Below are 17252 nucleotides of genomic sequence, written 5' to 3' on the forward strand. Positions count from 1 at the left end.
CATCTTTATCCACCATGCAGACCTATGACTTCATCATCGTCGGTTCCGGCTCGGCCGGTTCGGTCCTGGCCGAAAGGCTGTCGGCTTCCGGCCGCTTCTCGGTGCTGGTGCTCGAGGCCGGCGGCAGCGACCGCCGCTTCTACGTGCAGATGCCGCTCGGCTACGGCAAAACCTTCTTCGACCCGGCGGTCAACTGGAACTACAAGGCCGAGCCGGATCCGGGCCTGGCCGGCAATGTCGACCATTGGCCGCGCGGCAAGCTGCTCGGTGGCTCGAGTTCGATCAACGCCATGGTCTGGATCAGGGGCGCGCGCGAGGATTTCGACGCTTGGGCAGCGGCCGGCAATCCCGGCTGGGGCTTCGACGACCTGCTGCCCGCTTTCAAGGCGCTGGAGGATAACCAGGCCGGCGCCGACCAATGGCGCGGCGTCGGCGGGCCGCTGCATGTCAGCGACTGCTCGACCTCCGTCCATCCGCTCACCAAGCGCTATCTCGCCGCCGCCAACCAGGCCGGCCTGCCGCTCAACCCGGATTTCAACGGCGCCTCGCAGGAAGGCGTCGGCGTCTACCAGATCACCACCAGGAACGGCCGCCGCATGTCGGCGGCGCGCGCCTTCCTGCGCCCGGCGATGAAGCGCAAAAATGTCCGCGTCGAGATCAACGCGCTGGCGACAAAAATCCTGTTCGAAGGCAAGCGCGCGGTCGGCGTCGAGTATCTCCAGAATGGCGTGACGAAGGCCGCTCGCGCCGGCCGCGAAATCATCCTGTCGGGCGGTTCGGTCAATTCGCCGCAACTGCTGCAGCTTTCCGGTGTCGGCCCGTCGGCGCTTCTTGGCGCGCTCGGCATTCCTGTCGTTCACGCCAATGAGAATGTCGGGGCAAACCTGCAGGATCATGTCGGCATCAATTACACTTTCAAGGGCAGGCAGCCGACGCTCAACCAGATCCTGCGCCCGTGGTGGGGCAAGCTGCTGGTCGGCATGCAGTACGTGTTTTTGCGGTCAGGCCCGCTGTCGCTGTCGATGAACAATGCCGGCGGCTTCTTCCGCACCGATCCGGCCACGGCACGGCCCAACATGCAGCTCTATTTCCAGGCGTTTTCGACGGTCATTCCGAAGAGTGGCGAACGGCCGATCCTGACGCCCGATCCATGGCCGGGCTTTTCCATCGGGCTCTCCAACTGCCGTCCGTCGAGCCGCGGCGAAATCATGATCCGTTCCGCCAATCCGCGCGATTACCCAAAGATCGTTGCCAACGCCTTTTCGACCGAGGCGGATGTCGCCGAAATGCTGGCGGCGGTGAAATTCGTCAGGAAGATCGCTTCGATGCCGGCGATGGCCGAGATCATCGAAGAGGAGGTTTTGCCCGGTCCGTCGATCACCTCCGATGCGGATCTCGTTCAGGATTTCAGGAAGCGCTCGGGCACCGTCTATCACCCGGTCTCGACCTGCCGCATGGGGCCGGACGCGGCGCGCGCCGTCGTCGATCCGCGCCTCAGGGTGCACGGCATCCAGGCGTTGCGCGTCATCGACGCCTCGATCTTTCCCGACAACATCACCGGCAACACCAACGCCGCCGCGATCATGACCGGATGGAAGGGCGCCGAACTGGTTCTGGAGGATCAAAAATGAAAATCACCGACGTCAAGACCTGGGTGGTCGGCAATCCGCCGCCCGGCATCGGCGGCAAGTATTTCATCTTCGTCAAGCTCACCACCGATGGCGGCGTCGTCGGCTATGGCGAGGCTTACAACGCCACCTTCTCGGCCCATGTCACCGCAAAAATGGTCGAGGATATGGCAGAGCGCTATCTCGTCGGCCGCGATCCGCACGACGTCGAGACCTTCTTCCGCCGCGCCTATTCGTCCGGCTTCACCCAGCGCCCCGACGTGTCGGGCATGGGCTGTTTCTCGGCGCTCGAAATCGCCTGCTGGGACATTATCGGCAAGGAGGCCGGCAAGCCGGTCTACAAGCTGCTTGGCGGCCAGGTGCACGAAACGCTGCGTTCCTATACCTACCTTTATCCGCACACCGGCAGCGTCCACTCCGAGGATGCGCGCGGCAAGAACGTCTACAACGATCCTGATCTGGCCGCCGCCTGCGCGCTCGAATATGTCGAGCAGGGTTTCAATGCGGTCAAGCTCGATCCGGCCGGCCCCTACACCGCCTTCGATGGGCACCAGCCGCGCCTCGTCGACATCGACCTCTCCGCCCGCATGGTCAAGGCGATCCGCGAGGCAGTCGGCACCAGAGCCGACATCCTGTTCGGCACGCACGGCCAGTTCACCGCTTCGGGTGCATTGCGCCTCGCCCGCGCCATCGAGCCCTATGATCCGCTGTGGTTCGAGGAGCCGGTGCCGCCCGACATGCCCGAGGTCATGGCTCAAGTGGCGCGCGGCACTTCGATCCCGATCGCGACAGGGGAAAGACTGACGACCAAGTTCGAATTTGCCCGGGTCATCGAGAACCGTGCCGCGACCATTCTTCAACCCGACCTTGGCCGCTCCGGCGGCATTCTCGAAACCAAGAAGATCGCCGCCATGGCCGAGGCCTATCACATCCAGGTCGCGCCGCATTGCTATTGCGGGCCGATCGTCGGCGCCGCCAACATCCAGCTTGCGGTGACGCTGCCCAACTTCCTCATTCTGGAATCACTGAAGCAGTGGGACGGTTTTCACGAGAAGCTGCTCAAGAAGAAGATCGAATGGCAGGACGGCAACGTCATCCCGTCTAAGGAGCCGGGCCTCGGCGTCGAGCTCGATGAGGCCGTCTGCGAGGCGCATCCCTGGACCGGCAAGGACCTGCATTTGCAGATGATGCAGACACCGTTGATGCCGTGAGTTGTCCAGCGGGACCTACCAACAATGTCACGCGATTTCAACGTGCTGGACCTAGGATCGGAATCACCGCCGAAACAACTTGAATCAATCCCTCAACGGCTTGATTCAATATCTCAGCGTCAATGCGCCGGGCAGGATCTCGAAGGTCGCCGGTATGCGACCCGGCGATTCGCCGTCTATGTCGATCAGCGCGGCGTTCTTTTGCACATCGCCGAGCGGCTCGACAACCACTTTCTTGCCGCGCAGGATGGTGATCGCCGGATGGTTGCGGTGCCGCCCGCCATAGAGCAGGCGGATGTCCCAGATCAGCTTCAGCTTGCCGGCGGCGCGCAGGATAACGATGTCGAACTCGCCGTCGTTAAGCTCGGCGTCGGGCGCGATCATCATGCCGCCGCCAAAGAATTTTCCGTTTGCCACCGCCACCAGCGCCATGCGCGCCTCGACCGGGGCACCGTCGTCGACAGTGATCGCAACCTCCTGGAAGCGGTAGCGGAGGAACTCCCAGACCGTGCGCCAATAGAACAACGCCTTGGCCGAAACCTTGCCCTTGCGCTTGTCGGCATTGACCGCTCGGTCGGCGGCGCCGGAAAGCCCGAGGCTGGCGATGTTGATGAAATGGCGGCTGGCCAGCGCGCCATGGTCGTCGACATAGCTGATGCATCCGGCATCGACCTTGCGCCCCTTGGCCTCGGCAATCCGCTTCAGTGTCAGGTCGACATTGTCCGACAGGCCGAGCCCGCGGGCGAAGTCGATGCCGGTGCCGCAAGGCAGCAGCCCGAGTTCGGCCGTCCGGCCGCTTTCCCGGAAAGCCTTCAGCAGCCCGTCGGCGACCTCGCTGGCGGTGCCGTCGCCGCCGGCCGCGATCACCAGCTCGAAGCCGATGGCGGCAAGGTCGAGCGCCAGCCGTTCGGCATCCCCCTCGGCCTGCGTTTCACGCAGCTCGAAATCGCCGAAATGTCTTTTCAGCGAAGCCGCAACTTCGGGCCAATGCCGCTTGAGCCTGCCGCCGCCGGCGATCGGATTGAGAACCACCGCGACCTTCAAGCCTGCCTCCCCAAGGCCATCGAACACGCCTTCCAATCATTTGCCGGCATTGAAGCCCGCGCCGAGCCGCGGGGCAAGGGACGAATGTCCGACAATGCGATCGAGCATGAAAAGCGATTTCGGCTGAGACTTGGCTGAAAAAGAGTCCAGCTCATGTCACATTCGGCAAATCCAACTCGTCATGTCTCCGGAAACCCTTGAAAGGAGATCACGATGGCACCCAGGCTAAACCCCTTTACCGCCAGCCCCGCGGCAATGCGGCCGTGGATCGAGCTGGGAAAAACAATTCAGACCAGCGGTCTCGAGCCCTTGTTGAGGGAACTTGTCATGACGCGGGCATCACAGATCAACGGATGCGCCTTCTGCATCCACCATCACGTTGAAGATGCCCGCAAGTACGGAGAGACCGAGGACCGGCTCCATCTTCTCAGCGCCTGGCGCGAGTCCGCGCTATATTCCGACCGCGAGCGGGCCGCGCTGGGCTGGACCGAGGCGCTGACGCTGGTGTCCGAGACCCGTGCGCCTGACGATGTCTACCAGGCGCTGCGCCAGCATTTTACCGAGGACGAGCAGGTGAGGCTCACCTTGCTGATCGCGCAAGTCAACGCCTGGAACCGCATCAGGATCGGCTTTCGTTCCGTACACGCGGCTGAGGAACGGCAGGCCGCCTGATGGCACCCGCATCGGGCCAGGACGCCGCTGTCGTCTTCGATCCCCTACGTCCGACCCTTGTCCGCGTTGCATATCGAATGCTGGGCTCGATCGCGGACGCGGAGGACGTTCTCCAGGACGCTTTCTTGCGCTGGCTCGATGTCGACCGAAACGCGGTGCGCGAACCGGAAACTTTTCTGCGCCGGGTCGTCACGCGTTTGTGCCTGGACCGGCTCAAGTCGGTGCGGCGGCGGCGCGAGACCTATGTCGGCCCCTGGCTGCCTGAGCCGGTTATGGAATCAGCTGAGGACGAGACCGATGACGTAACCTTGCCCTTGCTGATGGCGCTGAAGCGCCTGTCGCCGCTGGAGCGCGCTGCCTTCCTGCTTCATGACGTGTTCGGCCTCGACTTCGCCGAGGTCGCGGCCACGATCGGCCGCGAGCCCGCCACCTGTCGCCAGCTCGCCAGCCGGGCGAGAGCCCACGTCCGCGCCGACCGCCCTCGCTATCCCGTGCCGCGGGAACAGGGCCTGGAGATCGTCGAAGCCTTCTTCGCCGCGTCCCGGGACGGCAAGTTGGACGGCCTGCGCGCACTGCTCGCGGCGGACGTCACGCTCTACGCCGATGGCGGCGGCAAGGCACCGGCGCGAAAGGCCCCGGCCATTGGGCTCGATGATGTCATGCGCCAGTACGCGACGTTCGCGTCTGTCTATGCGGTGAGCCGATCTCGCCTGCTGCGCTATGGCTTTATCAACGGCCTGCCGGGGTTCATCACCATCGAGCGAGGCGACATTCTCCAAACGACTGCGCTGGAGATTGAGGATGGTCGCGTCGTCGCCATCTATGTCGTGCGCAAACCCGATAAGCTCAGGCACATGGCTGACACCCTGCATTGACGGCTTGGCAGGCGGGCACCGCCAATCAACTGCCCACGAACCCCTCTGCGAATACGCGCCTTAGTCCCCGATAATCCCGCTATCCACAGGCGCGCGGCAGTTTCGCCAAACGCTTATCCGGCGTACATTAAACCCATCTCAGGCGGCTACCGATCGCCACGCCGAAAGGCAAAGCGGAACGGCGGATTTCCTGAGGCCCGTACGGCCCTGAACGAGAACAGGCTTGCTTGTTGGAGGGATGGAAGCCGAGACCTACGGGGCCGCGGAAAGCGTGCGAACGCCAACGGCGGACCGATGCTGCCATGAAGGACGGCAAAAACCTTCGATGGCGCGCTGGGCAAAGCTCGCAAGAGTGGAGACCGGCGTGGTCCGGAACGGACGCTGCCCTCGGGTGGCGACTGGCAGGACCGTCAAAATCAAGGCCGGCATGGCGCGACATCTTTCGGGAGTTGCCGCCGCGACCGTGTCCTGATCTGACAGGGAGGCGCTGGGAGAAATCCCGGCGCCGACTGTCTTTGTGGCTCCGCCTGACGATTTTGCCGGCGACGCTTCACCCTGCGCCAAAATCAGCTACTATCCATTAGCCGTCGGGGGCCGTTTGAGAAGGCTGACGGCAGGGGGATACTTCATGACGCTCATCCAGAAGCTTGCTGTTGCCTATGCTTTCCTGTTCTTCGGTGTTGTTGCGATCGGCTATGTGCTGGCCTTCAACGATGCCGGCGGCAATCTGTTCGGCCTGTTCTCGCTGCAATGGTATGACGATTTGCTGCACGCCTTCTCCGGCGTCTGGGCGCTGGCCGCCGCCTTCATCTCGCACCGCCAGGCGGTGTTCTATTTCAAGCTGTTCGGCTCGGTCTATCTGTTCGACGGCGTGCTCGGCCTGGTCACCGGTTCCGGCTGCCTCGATGGCGGCATTTTCATCAACGGCTTCCGCTCCTTGAACGACATCGAATTCCCGGCCCGCTTTTTCGCCAACCTGCCGCACATCGTCATCGGCGGCTTCGCCGTCTATGTCGGGTTCTGGCTGTCGAAACGCGTGTACGACCATTTCGCCACGGCCTGACCGGCCATGTTCCTGTTCCGCTTGCTGAAGCGCATCATCAAGGCGATCCTCTGGCTTGTCGTCATTGTCGTCTTGATCCCGATCGCCGGGCTGGCGTACGGCTTTCTCACAACGCCGTCGCTGGACACAACACCATTGCCGGGGATCGCCGAGGGTGCCCCGCCAAAGGCGCTGGCCGACAAGGTACTTGCCGAGATCCCCGGCTACCAGCGGCCGGAGGAATCGACCTTTCTGACCTATCCGGAATGGGCCATCGTCTACGCCGCCCGCGAATATGCCGGCTTCGTCGACAAGAACCAGCCGAGCGGTTTTCCCTATCTCTCCTATATCGGCCGCTTCTGGCAGGACTATGCGATGGTGGTCCGCGCCAGCTCCGCCTACAAGTTCAACCTCGACAACCACCAGATGGTGGTGATCATCGGCACCAGCCACACGATCGAGCACGCCATCCAGTGGGCCTATGAAAATACTGTCGGCCGCATTACCGAAGCGACGGCCGGCAAGCGCACCGCCGTCGACATCTACCAGGCCGAGGTGGCGGCCGACTATGCTGGTTTTCTCGACCAGGTGCCGTGGTACCAGTTTCCCTATGCCGAAAAGCGTGCCGGCCTGTTTGCCGTCCAGCCGGCAGCGGACGACAGCGCCGTCCGCACCAGCGAACGCAAGCTCGCCTTCGGCCTCGCCTACACCATCAAGCAGGGTTACGCCGATCTGATCAAGTCGGCGCTCGCCGCCACCACCGACCCGGCCTTGCTCGACATCCACGTCTGGGCCAAGGGTCCGGTCAGCGAGGTGACCCGCAACGAGCCCGACACCTTGCTGGAGCGCGATCTCGGCGCCGACGGCACGGTCTTCGTCACCAGGCGCTATCAGGTGTTCACCGACATGATCCCGCGCCTGATCGGCAAGGGCGTCTCCTTCGTCGAGATCGGCGGCAATGACGAGATCATGGTCACCATGCTTTCCAATGACGAGATCAATGTTCCCCAAGGCGCACGCACCTTGTTCAGCTACCCGCTTCCGGCGGAACCTTCGACGCGCCGCACCGGCCTGACCGTCGCCGTGCGCAAGCTGCACCTCGTGCTGCCGGCGCTGATGACGGCGGGCGCCAGGCTCGAGCACGTCTACGACTACTGAGGCCTTTCGGTCGCAGCCAGCCTCGGCAAGACGTGGCGTGATGCTCCGCCACGCTCATTCCACAATCGCGGCCAAATCCCGCCTTGTTCCGCAACGATTGATGACGCCGTAGCACTTTGATCTTGCGCACATGCGCCAGGCAATTCGGAGGGACAAGACCGTGATCAAGACCGCCCTTGTCGCCATGACCATCGTCGGCTGCGACTGCGACGCCAGGCTTTGCGAATATATCGGCGAGACGCCCGCCAAGTGGTCGACCATCGCTGAATGCGAAGCGGCGATGAAAAGCCAGATGCTGCACGAGCGCAATTTCGATTATCCGCTGGTCTCGGGCATCTGCCGGACACAGAACTCGTCTTCGTCATCGCAGCTCGCGGCGACCACTTCGGAGCCCGAATTGACGACGGCCAGTACGGCCGCGACAGAGCCGCTGCCAGCAGAACTGAGCCATCGGCCCAGTGCAGCGGTCGGAACGCAGGCGACGGCGACGGAAACAGAAGCCGTCCGGCCGGTCGCCTACGAAGCGGCGGTCGATGGCGGCAGCGCCCTGCTCTACCGCACGAAGACCGGTTACGCCGTGGTCAAGACCGATCTCGGCCGCGCCGCGTCGGCAACGATCGGCATCGCCAGGCGCTCGGCGAACTGGCTGGCGGCGAAGCTGCCTGACGGTCTGTAACCGGCGGTTCAGGCCGTGCCGATCAGTGCCTTGATGGCGCGGTAAAACGTCGACGAAAACAGCTCTCCCGGATCGTATTGCCGCTTCTTCGCCAGGAAGGACGGCAGTTCCGGATAGGAGGCAAGCAGCTCCTTGCCCGTGTAATGGAGCTGGTAGGGCAGGAAAAAACGCCCGCCATGCTTGATCGTCACGTCGATCAGCGCCCTTGTCAGTGCCCGCATCCTGGCATTGCCGTCGGCATCGGTCGGCTGATTGATGTAGAGCACCAGCGAATAGGCCGGCTCAGGCGCATAATTCAGCGCCACATCCTCCTTGTGGACGATGCGTACCGAAGCGTTGAGCACCGGCAGGCTCTGGTTGCGCAGGATCTCGCGCGCTTCCGCGATGAAAGGGTTATAGGCCGCCCGCGGGATGAAATATTCGTGCAGTATGTCGGTCTCGTCGAGCAGGTCGTTGAACAGATAGGGCACTGAGTCGTGCATCGGGTTGTTGCGCGTGACCAGGCAGGCCTCGCCTTCGGCCATTGCCGCCGTCCGCGCCACCGTGCAGCTCTCGAATTGCGGCTCCAGCGTCTTTTCGGTGAACCATTTCAGCTCCTGGAACAGGCTGCCCCATTTCGCCAGGTTGATGATCACCCGCTTGAGCCCAACCGAGCCCGGTTCACCGATTGCCGGCTGGTCGGCCGGCGGCTGGTCGGCGACCTTGTCATAGCGATAGACGATCATATCCTCGAGGAAATTGCCCGGCGCAGTCGACAGATGCCCATAAAACAGACCAATCGCCCTGTTTGGCTCCAGCGCCTCGGCGAAGAACGTCGGGAAATCGTCCGATTTGATGATCTCGCGCGAGGTGCGGTAGACGGCGTTGTCGACGATGTCGAGTGTCGCCTCCAGCACCACGCCGAACAGGCCGTAGCCGCCGACGACGTGGCGGAACAGCTCGGTGTTTTCGGCCGGTGAGCAGGTCGTCACCGAGCCGTCGGCCAGCATCACCCGCATCGAACGGATCGAGCCGGCGACCGAGCCGGCCTGATGGTCCATGCCATGCGCGTTGACCGACAGCGAGCCGCCGACCGAAAAGATGTCGGTCGACTGCATCGCCTTCACCGCGAGGCGCGGGTGCAAAAGGTTCTGGATGTCGTGCCAGCGCGCGCCCGGCTGCAAGGTCATCGCCTTCGCCGCCGCATCGACGCTGATCTTGTTGAATTTGCGCATGTCGAGGACCAGTGCGTTATCGTCGAAGGCGTGGCCGCCCATCGAGTGGCGCACCGCCGCGACCGAGACCTTCAGGCCATTGGTGCGGGCAAAGGCCAACGCCCTCGCAATGTGGTTTTCCTCGCTGACTTCGATAACGCCGTAGACCGGCGTCATCGAAAGGCCGCTGGCATCGTTGATGTCGCCGCCCTTGGTCAGCCATGGCAGCGACGGATCGTAGGCTGGCGCGTTCTCCAGCGGCTTCAGCGCCAGGTCGATGCCGTCAATGTCGGCAATGCGCCCGGAATTCTTCTGCGCCGACGGGCCGCGGGCCAGCCTCGCCACGGTCGTCCCGCCCCAGACCATCGCGCCGCCGACCACCGCCGCACCAAGCAGCAACCGCCGCGACAGGCGAAACCCCTTGCGTTCCTCGATCATAGCCCCACCCCACTGTCCCAGGAATAGCGCCTGATGGAGACAAAAACCAGTTGCCAATCAGACGTTCGGCGAATGATGATCCGGTTTGTCTGGCGGAAATGTCGAAAGCGGTCTCACCATGAAGCTTGCAGCCCGTACCGCGCTTGCCCTGTTGCTCGCGTTTGCTCCGGCATCAGCGGACGCGCAAACCCCTGGTCAGGGCGACGACAAAGTCGTCAGCGTAGCTGGCGACGATCCGGAAATGGCGGCCGCTATCGAGCAGGCGCGTGCCGGTCTCGACGACTTCCTGGCATTGGCCGACGCGCCGCCATCCGGAACCGCCGACTTCCAATTGAAAGTCATGGTCAGGGACGGGGACGCCACGGAACATTTCTGGGTCATTCCCTTCCACCGTACGGCGGCCGGATTTGCGGGAACCTTGGACAACGAGCCGCAGACCGTTCACAACGTCGTGGCAGGCCAGGAGATCGAATTCAGCCGAGACGATATTTCCGACTGGGGTTATATGAAGAACGGCCGCAGGGTGGGAAGTTTCACTGTCTGCGTTCTCTTCAAAAAAATGTCGAAGGATGACGCCGACTATTATCGCCAGAACTATGGCTTCGATTGTTGACGGTGAATTCCAGTTCAACTGGCCTCTACATCGTTCACGCCGATCTTTCGCACCAGTGCCGCGGTCGCCAGGATCGCGCCCATGTCGGCGATCATCGGCGCGACGTGTTTGGTGTAGTCGAGACGCGTGGAGATATCCGGCAGCTCGAAGAAATTCCTTTCCTGCGGCAGCAGTAGGAAACCGTCACTGCCGCTGAGCGCAATGCGTGCCGGATCGTGCGGCCGGGTTTCGCCGAGCCATTGCAGCGCCTGCGCCAGCCGGCCGGTCACCAGCGGCCGCGCCGCCTCGATATTGTCGGTGCGGAACTCGTAGGCGGCATCGAGCTCCGGCGCGCCGCTGGACAGTTCCTGCATCTTGCTGCCGAAGATGCCGCGGAAGAAGCCGACGACCTTGTTGGTCCGGCGCGCGGCGACCAATGTGCCTGGGAACGGCACGATCGTCTCGAAGGCGACGATGACGCCCTTGAATACTGCTGTCGTGCTCTTGCCCGTCCCTTCCCGGAGATCTGCTTCGTAAAGCTCGAACGGAAACCCTTCATAGCGGCCGGAAAAAACATCGTCGAAAGACTGCCGGCTGAACGGACCAACCGTCTCGCGCGGCAGCCGGTCGAACGAATTCGGCTTGATATTGTGCCGGTACCGCATGTCCTCGATGAAGCCGAAGACGATCGGCAGCAGCGTGCTGCGGAACGACTGCTGCAATTTGCCCGCCGGCTTGATCGCCTGGAAATAGAGCAGGATCGCCGCCAGGAAGCCGCCGACATAGAGAAACACATGCGGGGTCGAGAACCACTGCTCGTTCGGGTCGGCAACCCCGTTGAAAAGCCAGGCCACAAGCGCCACGAACACCAGCAGCAGTCCGATGAACATCGGCACCCGCCAGCGCGTCTGGCGATGGGCCGAAGCTCTTTCGGCCTCGTAGGCCTCGATGTTCTTCCTGATGCCGGCGATCACCGCTTCGCTCGGCATGAAATCCGCTGTTTCCATCGCCCACCCGCCGCCACAAGCCTGCCCGCGTAGCGCATGATAGCCGGTTTTGTGGACCGCGTCAGCGCAGCCGTCAGCGCGCGGCGAAGATCGCATCAAGGCGGGCCAGAACCCTTTGCCTCGATTTTCCCGCCAGCGCTTCAACCGGCACCAGCCGCTCATGATCGCCGGTGCGCAGCCGCATGAAGGCATGCAGCCGGTAGGCGGCGATGGCCCCGCGCGTGCCGGGATCGGCGCTGATGTCGACGACGAGAATGGCGCCGATACGGCTCGGCCATGGCTGGCGCGCGAAGGCGGTGCCGAAGAAATCGCCGAGCCCATAGGCGACGAGCGTCTTGCCGAGCCGCTCGATCGGCTGCACGACATGGGCATGATGTCCGGCGACCAGGCCGACGCCATGTTCGGCCAGGCGCTGGGCGAGCTTTCGCGTTTCTGCGCGCGGAAAATGCCGGAACTCCCAATCCCAATGCGGCACCGCGCAGAGGAGATCGACACCCGATGCGGCACCGCGCGGCCATTGCGTCGGATCGCCTTGCATCGAGACTCGGCCCGCGAATTGAGCCGCGCCGGCGTTGCGCCACAGGGTAAAGCCGGCAAGGCCGATGGTCAGCGGCCCGACCGCAAACCGTTCGACTGGAGCCCCAGCACCGATGGTGCGGCTGCCGAGCCGCGCTATCGCGGCGACAGTCTCGTCGAAGCCGGCAATGCCCTGGTCGAGCACATGGTTGTTGGCCAGCGACAGCACCAGTCTTTCCAGCGAAATGCCGGCGGCGGCCAGCGCCTCGGCAAGAAACCCCTCGCTCATCGCATGGTGCGTGCCGAACCTCGTACCCAAAACAGAGCTCGGCCGTTCCACGACCGGGCTTTCGCAATTGCCGACCACGAGATCGGCCGAGGCGAGCAGCGCCGCGATCGCCGGATCGCAGTCCGGCGCACGACGATTGGCCACCGCCGAGATGTCGCCGACGAATGCCAGCCGCACCGTCCGCGCCGGCGCCGGTTCGAGCAGGGCTGCCGCCATCGGAGCGAAGCCGCGAGCCGCGCCGCCGAGCGAAGGCCGGAGGAAACGGGGCAGCCAGGACAGTTTGTAGGAAAGCGGATAATTCGACACGCGACGCCCAATCGTTTGCCCTGTGTAGACCGTCCGCCGGATTGATTGAAGCGTCGACTGTTATCGGTGAACCACAGGGCTACAGGCGCGCGAACCAAATGCGTGTATGATCCACTGCGGAGCGACAAAAGGGGCGATCACGATGACGCGTTTTTCCAGGCTGATGGCAGGCGCCATCGTTCTTCTCCTGCCGCTGTCCTCGGCCAGAGCCGCGGCTCCCGAACCGACGGCCCTGTTCGAGGCAAAAACCGTGGCCGAGCGCGACAGCGCGCTAGCCGCGCTGGAAGCCGCCGCGCCCGGCAATCCGGCATCGGCCTATGCCGCCGGCGCCGGTGAATTCTTCACCGCGCTGGAGATCCTGGCGGGCGGTCTGCACCGCCACGGTTTCGACAGCCCGCAATCGTTCATGCTGCCGCTGATGCGGCTGCCGGTGCCGGACAATGTCGATCCCGAGCCGCTGACCTACGAACAATTCCGCGCCATTCTCGTCGCCTTCCGCGACCGGTTGGAGAAATCCGCAGCCACGCTGGGCTCGGTACCCGCCGACGCGGATATCGGCATGGTCATCGACCTGACCCGTCTCGGCATCGATCTCAACGAGGACGGCCAGATCGCGCCGGACGAAAGTGCCGCCGCGATCATGGCGTCCCTGTCACGCGGCGGCGGTGCGCCAGACGCGGCCGCACCCGCCCTCACCTTCCGCTTCGACCGCGCCGACGGTTACTGGTTGCAGGGCTATGCCGAGTTCCTGATGGCGCAGGCCGATTTCTGGCTGGCGCATGACTTCAGCAACACCTTCGACGGCTCCTTCCACATGCTGTTCCCGCGCGCAAAACTGCCGCTGCAGGACACGCTCGTGCCGCTGGACGGTGGCATGAATGGCGGCATCCTGTCGTCCGAATGGCGGCTCGCCGACTTCATCTCCCTGGTGCACCTCATCAACTGGCAAGTGGTCGAGCCTGAGCGCCGGCAAGCGGCACGCCGCCATCTCATGGAAATGATCCGGCTGTCGCGCGAGGACTGGAAAGCCATCCGCGCCGAAACCGACAATGACCGTGAATGGCTGCCCGGGCCGCAGCAGAAAGGCGCCAGCCCGCTCACCGGCCTCGAGGTCGGCGAGCAGCAGGTGCAGGCCTGGCTCGCCGCCCTGGCCATGGCCGAGGATCTGCTGGAAGGCCGCAACTTGCTGCCACATTTCCGCATCGCCGACAAAGGCATCAACATGAAGCGCTTCTTCGACGAGCCGAAGCCCTTCGACCTGGTGCTGGCGATCACCGGCCCGGCCATCGCGCCCTATCTCGAACGCGGCAAGATTCTCACCAGCGAGGAGTTCAACCAGATCCAGCGCCAATTCGGCGGCGCCGGGTTTCTGACATTTGCGCTTTGGTTTAATTGAGCGGGAAACTTGGACGGTGCTCCTGACACCCTTCTGTCAGCAGCTGGATTGTGCCTCGCGCCCCTTGGCACTCCGCTCTTTCCATTTTGGCCGATACCTCCCATATTCGGGCCATGGCCAGACTCTCCGACAAGAAAACGCCGCCGCCGGCGAATGACGATCGCGCATCGCCGCCCAAGCGGCGCAGTCCGCTGACCGATTTCCTCGATGCCTCGGAGCCACTGCACGGCTTTGCCGAAGCGCCGCAGGCCGAGCTCACCGGCGCGCCGCTAACCGGCTCGATCGCCGACTGGGCCGAGCAGATCGAGCAGGAAGCCGAGAAGGAAGGGCGCGTTTCCGGCAAAGTCGGCGGCAAATTAGCGAAGTCGGCGAAAAAGATCCCCGAGCGCTCGTCTTCCCCCGGCCGTACGGCACGCGGCACCTCGATGGGCGGCGCGGCTTCGGCGCGGGAGCGCACCGCGGCCGGTCTCAATCCTGTCGCCGGCCTCGATGTCTCACTGGAAGAGGCCGAGACCATGGCTTCGGGCGGCGTCACCGCCACCGTCGCGGCGCTGTCGGCGCTGATCGAATCCGGCAATCCGCTGCACAAGGACGGCGTGCTGTGGACGCCGCACCGCCCTGCCCGACCGGAGAAATCCGAAGGCGGCATCGCCATCAAGATGGTCTCGGATTTCGAGCCGGCCGGCGACCAGCCGACGGCGATCAAGGATCTGGTCGAGGGCGTCAACAGCAACGACCGCACCCAGGTTTTGCTCGGCGTCACCGGCTCCGGCAAGACTTTCACCATGGCCAAGGTGATCGAGGAGACGCAGCGCCCTGCTCTGATCCTGGCCCCCAACAAGACGCTTGCCGCGCAGCTCTATTCCGAGTTCAAGAAATTCTTCCCGCAAAACGCCGTCGAGTATTTTGTCAGCTACTACGACTATTACCAGCCTGAGGCCTATGTGCCCCGGACCGACACCTACATCGAGAAGGAATCCTCGATCAACGAGCAGATCGATCGCATGCGCCACTCGGCGACGCGCTCGCTGCTCGAGCGTGACGACGTCATCATCGTCGCCTCGGTCTCCTGCATCTACGGTATCGGCTCGGTCGAGACCTATACGGCGATGACCTTCCAGATGGAGATCGGCGACCGCCTAGACCAGCGCGCGTTGCTCGCCGACCTCGTCGCCCAGCAATACAAGCGCCAGGACATAAACTTCGTCCGCGGCTCGTTCCGGGTGCGCGGCGACACGATCGAGATCTTCCCGGCTCACCTCGAGGACCGTGCCTGGCGCATCTCGTTGTTCGGCGACGAGATCGAGGCGATCACCGAATTCGATCCGCTGACGGGCCAAAAGACCGGCGAGCTGAAGAGCGTCAAGATCTACGCCAATTCGCACTATGTGACACCGCGCCCGACCTTGAACCAGGCCATCAAGTCGATCAAGGAAGAACTCAAGCATAGGCTGGTCGAACTCGAACGGGCCGGTCGGTTGCTGGAGGCGCAGCGGCTGGAGCAGCGCACCCGCTTCGACCTGGAGATGCTTGAGGCGACCGGCTCCTGCGCCGGCATCGAGAATTACTCGCGCTATCTGACCGGCCGCCAGCCGGGCGATCCGCCGCCGACCTTGTTCGAATACATCCCCGACAATGCGTTGGTCTTTGTCGACGAAAGCCACGTCACCGTACCGCAGATCGGCGGCATGTATCGCGGCGACTTTCGCCGCAAGGCGACGTTGGCCGAGTACGGGTTCCGCCTGCCGTCCTGCATGGACAACCGGCCGCTGCGCTTCGAGGAGTGGGACGCCATGCGCCCGCTGTCCGTCGCGGTTTCGGCAACGCCCGGCGGCTGGGAGATGGAGCAGTCCGGCGGCGTCTTCGCCGAACAGGTCATCCGCCCGACCGGCCTGATCGACCCGCCGGTCGAAGTGCGCCCGGCCAAGAGCCAGGTCGACGACGTTGTCGGCGAAATCCGCGAGACCACCAAGGCCGGCTACCGCACGCTGGTCACCGTGCTGACCAAACGCATGGCCGAGGATTTGACCGAATATCTGCATGAGCAAGGCATTCGCGTGCGCTACATGCACTCCGACATCGACACGCTGGAGCGTATCGAGATCCTGCGCGACCTGCGCCTCGGCGCCTTCGACGTGCTGGTCGGTATCAACCTGTTGCGCGAAGGCCTCGACATTCCCGAATGCGGCTTCGTCGCCATTCTCGATGCCGACAAGGAAGGTTTTCTGCGCTCCGAGACATCGCTGATCCAGACCATCGGCCGCGCCGCCAGAAACGTCGACGGCAAGGTCATCCTCTATGCCGACCAGATCACCGGCTCAATGGAGCGGGCGATGGCCGAGACCAACCGCCGTCGCGAAAAGCAGATGGAGTGGAACGCGGCCAACGGCATCACCCCGGAATCGGTCAAGTCGCGCATTTCGGACATCCTGGACTCGGTTTACGAGAAGGACCATGTCCGCGCCGACATCTCGCAGTTCACCGACAGCGCCGGCGCGATGATGGGCAACAATCTGAAAGCCCATCTCGACGCGATGGACAAGCAGATGCGCGACGCCGCCGCCAACCTCGATTTCGAGAAGGCGGCCCGCATCCGCGACGAGATCAAGCGGCTGCGCGAGATGGAACTGTCCATCTCCGACGATCCTTTGGCCAAATATGCCGACATGGAAAGCCCGGTCTCGGGCCGCGAAAAGGGCAAGCACAACAAGGGCGTGGCCAAACATCGTACATCAGAGGAACAGGAGCGTTTCCGCAAGCTCAACGAGGCACGTGCCGCCGAAGAGGCAGCCAAGGCTGCACGGCCCAACCTCTTCCGCAAGCCGGAGCTCGACGAAATGGGCGCCGACGGTGCCGTGCCGGTCAAGAAGCCGCTCTTCGCCAAGCCCTCGCTCGACGCGATGGGACCCGGCACCGACATGCCGACGCCGGCCGGCGCGGTGTCCCGTTCGCTGTTCAAGAAACAGTCGGCCGAAGAAGCGCACGGCTCCGATTTCGGCATCCCCGGTGACTCGACAAAACCGCTGTTCAAGAAGAATTCGCTCGATGAGATGACCGTGCGGCGCACAGAAAAGCCGATCGAAGGAAAGGTGCCGGCAAAGCCACAGGCAATCTCCCCCCGTGTGGGGGAGATTGGCAGCTTCGGCGCTCCGCTCGCTCCAGCGCCAACCACTTGCCATCGGCCCCGCCCCTGGTGTAACCCAATCGCT

The 17252-nt window shown here is 63.6% G+C and carries 14 protein-coding genes; 10 read left to right on the top strand and 4 right to left on the bottom strand.

Annotation, left to right across the window (positions count from 1 at the left end):
• Positions 1 to 14: 14 nt before the first annotated feature.
• Positions 15 to 1631 carry a GMC family oxidoreductase gene (locus NKH43_RS18505; RefSeq protein WP_352859319.1) on the top strand — a complete coding sequence of 539 codons (1617 nt, stop codon included), beginning with the start codon at positions 15 to 17 and terminating at the stop codon, positions 1629 to 1631.
• Positions 1628 to 2839, top strand: a complete 1212-nt coding sequence (locus tag NKH43_RS18510; protein ID WP_352859321.1) for a mandelate racemase/muconate lactonizing enzyme family protein — start codon at positions 1628 to 1630, stop codon at positions 2837 to 2839. The genes NKH43_RS18505 and NKH43_RS18510 overlap by 4 nt, the downstream gene beginning before the upstream one ends.
• A 105-nt stretch (positions 2840 to 2944) precedes the next feature.
• Here the strand turns inward: NKH43_RS18510 and NKH43_RS18515 are convergent, their stop codons facing one another.
• Complete coding sequence (locus NKH43_RS18515; RefSeq protein ID WP_352815448.1) at positions 2945 to 3883, bottom strand: diacylglycerol/lipid kinase family protein; 939 nt, start codon at positions 3881 to 3883, stop codon at positions 2945 to 2947.
• 213 nt (positions 3884 to 4096) lie between these two features.
• On the opposite strand from NKH43_RS18515, the gene NKH43_RS18520 reads away from it, so the two are divergent.
• The 5 genes from NKH43_RS18520 to NKH43_RS18540 all read left to right on the top strand — a co-directional run bounded on the left by NKH43_RS18520 (position 4097) and on the right by NKH43_RS18540 (position 8306).
• The gene (locus tag NKH43_RS18520; RefSeq protein WP_352859323.1) at positions 4097 to 4555 is read left to right on the top strand and encodes a carboxymuconolactone decarboxylase family protein; all 459 of its coding nucleotides are present in this window, start codon (positions 4097 to 4099) and stop codon (positions 4553 to 4555) included.
• Positions 4555 to 5430, top strand: coding sequence for a sigma-70 family RNA polymerase sigma factor (locus NKH43_RS18525; RefSeq protein ID WP_352859325.1), 876 nt, complete (start codon positions 4555 to 4557; stop codon positions 5428 to 5430). Before NKH43_RS18520 ends, NKH43_RS18525 begins: the two co-directional genes overlap by 1 nt.
• 628 nt (positions 5431 to 6058) lie before the next feature.
• Positions 6059 to 6493: a hypothetical protein gene (locus NKH43_RS18530; RefSeq protein ID WP_352859327.1), complete on the top strand. Its 435-nt coding sequence runs from the start codon at positions 6059 to 6061 to the stop codon at positions 6491 to 6493.
• Between the two features lie 6 nt (positions 6494 to 6499).
• Positions 6500 to 7630 (top strand): hypothetical protein, encoded by a 1131-nt coding sequence (locus NKH43_RS18535; RefSeq protein ID WP_352859329.1) that lies wholly within the window; start codon positions 6500 to 6502, stop codon positions 7628 to 7630.
• Positions 7631 to 7790: 160 nt separating this feature from the next.
• Positions 7791 to 8306, top strand: coding sequence for a hypothetical protein (locus tag NKH43_RS18540; protein WP_023719159.1), 516 nt, complete (start codon positions 7791 to 7793; stop codon positions 8304 to 8306).
• Positions 8307 to 8314: 8 nt separating this feature from the next.
• Here NKH43_RS18540 and NKH43_RS18545 read toward each other — a convergent pair whose 3' ends face one another.
• Positions 8315 to 9937: an FAD-binding oxidoreductase gene (locus NKH43_RS18545; protein ID WP_352859331.1), complete on the bottom strand. Its 1623-nt coding sequence runs from the start codon at positions 9935 to 9937 to the stop codon at positions 8315 to 8317.
• Between the two features lie 118 nt (positions 9938 to 10055).
• Here NKH43_RS18545 and NKH43_RS18550 point away from each other — a divergent pair, with 118 nt between their 5' ends.
• Entirely contained in the window at positions 10056 to 10550 is a 495-nt protein-coding gene (locus NKH43_RS18550; RefSeq protein ID WP_352859333.1) for a YegJ family protein, read from the top strand.
• 14 nt (positions 10551 to 10564) lie between these two features.
• On the opposite strand, the gene NKH43_RS18555 is transcribed toward NKH43_RS18550, so the two are convergent.
• Both NKH43_RS18555 and NKH43_RS18560 read right to left on the bottom strand, forming a co-directional pair.
• Positions 10565 to 11536, bottom strand: a complete 972-nt coding sequence (locus NKH43_RS18555) for a hypothetical protein (protein ID WP_352859334.1) — start codon at positions 11534 to 11536, stop codon at positions 10565 to 10567.
• Between the two features lie 73 nt (positions 11537 to 11609).
• Positions 11610 to 12647, bottom strand: coding sequence for a CapA family protein (locus NKH43_RS18560; RefSeq protein WP_352859335.1), 1038 nt, complete (start codon positions 12645 to 12647; stop codon positions 11610 to 11612).
• A 142-nt stretch (positions 12648 to 12789) separates the two neighbouring features.
• Here NKH43_RS18560 and NKH43_RS18565 point away from each other — a divergent pair, with 142 nt between their 5' ends.
• Positions 12790 to 14043, top strand: a complete 1254-nt coding sequence (locus NKH43_RS18565) for a hypothetical protein (RefSeq protein ID WP_352859337.1) — start codon at positions 12790 to 12792, stop codon at positions 14041 to 14043.
• A 113-nt stretch (positions 14044 to 14156) separates the two neighbouring features.
• A partial coding sequence (gene uvrB / locus NKH43_RS18570; RefSeq protein WP_352859339.1) for an excinuclease ABC subunit UvrB occupies positions 14157 to 17252 on the top strand: 3096 nt, incomplete at its 3' end.

Origin of the sequence: Mesorhizobium sp. M1163, assembly GCF_040318415.1 — a bacterium.
Taxonomy (GTDB): Bacteria; Pseudomonadota; Alphaproteobacteria; order Rhizobiales; family Rhizobiaceae; genus Mesorhizobium.

Bases quoted from the DNA above. Each gene is read 5' to 3' on its own strand.
- NKH43_RS18555 (WP_352859334.1), bottom strand. From the start codon at position 11,536: ATGGAAACAGCGGATTTCATGCCGAGCGAAGCGGTGATCGCCGGCATC.
- NKH43_RS18535 (WP_352859329.1), top strand. From the start codon at position 6,500: ATGTTCCTGTTCCGCTTGCTGAAGCGCATCATCAAGGCGATCCTCTGG.
- NKH43_RS18550 (WP_352859333.1), top strand. From the start codon at position 10,056: ATGAAGCTTGCAGCCCGTACCGCGCTTGCCCTGTTGCTCGCGTTTGCT.
- NKH43_RS18510 (WP_352859321.1), top strand. From the start codon at position 1,628: ATGAAAATCACCGACGTCAAGACCTGGGTGGTCGGCAATCCGCCGCCC.
- NKH43_RS18525 (WP_352859325.1), top strand. From the start codon at position 4,555: ATGGCACCCGCATCGGGCCAGGACGCCGCTGTCGTCTTCGATCCCCTA.
- NKH43_RS18505 (WP_352859319.1), top strand. From the start codon at position 15: ATGCAGACCTATGACTTCATCATCGTCGGTTCCGGCTCGGCCGGTTCG.
- NKH43_RS18565 (WP_352859337.1), top strand. From the start codon at position 12,790: ATGACGCGTTTTTCCAGGCTGATGGCAGGCGCCATCGTTCTTCTCCTG.
- NKH43_RS18545 (WP_352859331.1), bottom strand. From the start codon at position 9,937: ATGATCGAGGAACGCAAGGGGTTTCGCCTGTCGCGGCGGTTGCTGCTT.
- NKH43_RS18530 (WP_352859327.1), top strand. From the start codon at position 6,059: ATGACGCTCATCCAGAAGCTTGCTGTTGCCTATGCTTTCCTGTTCTTC.
- NKH43_RS18520 (WP_352859323.1), top strand. From the start codon at position 4,097: ATGGCACCCAGGCTAAACCCCTTTACCGCCAGCCCCGCGGCAATGCGG.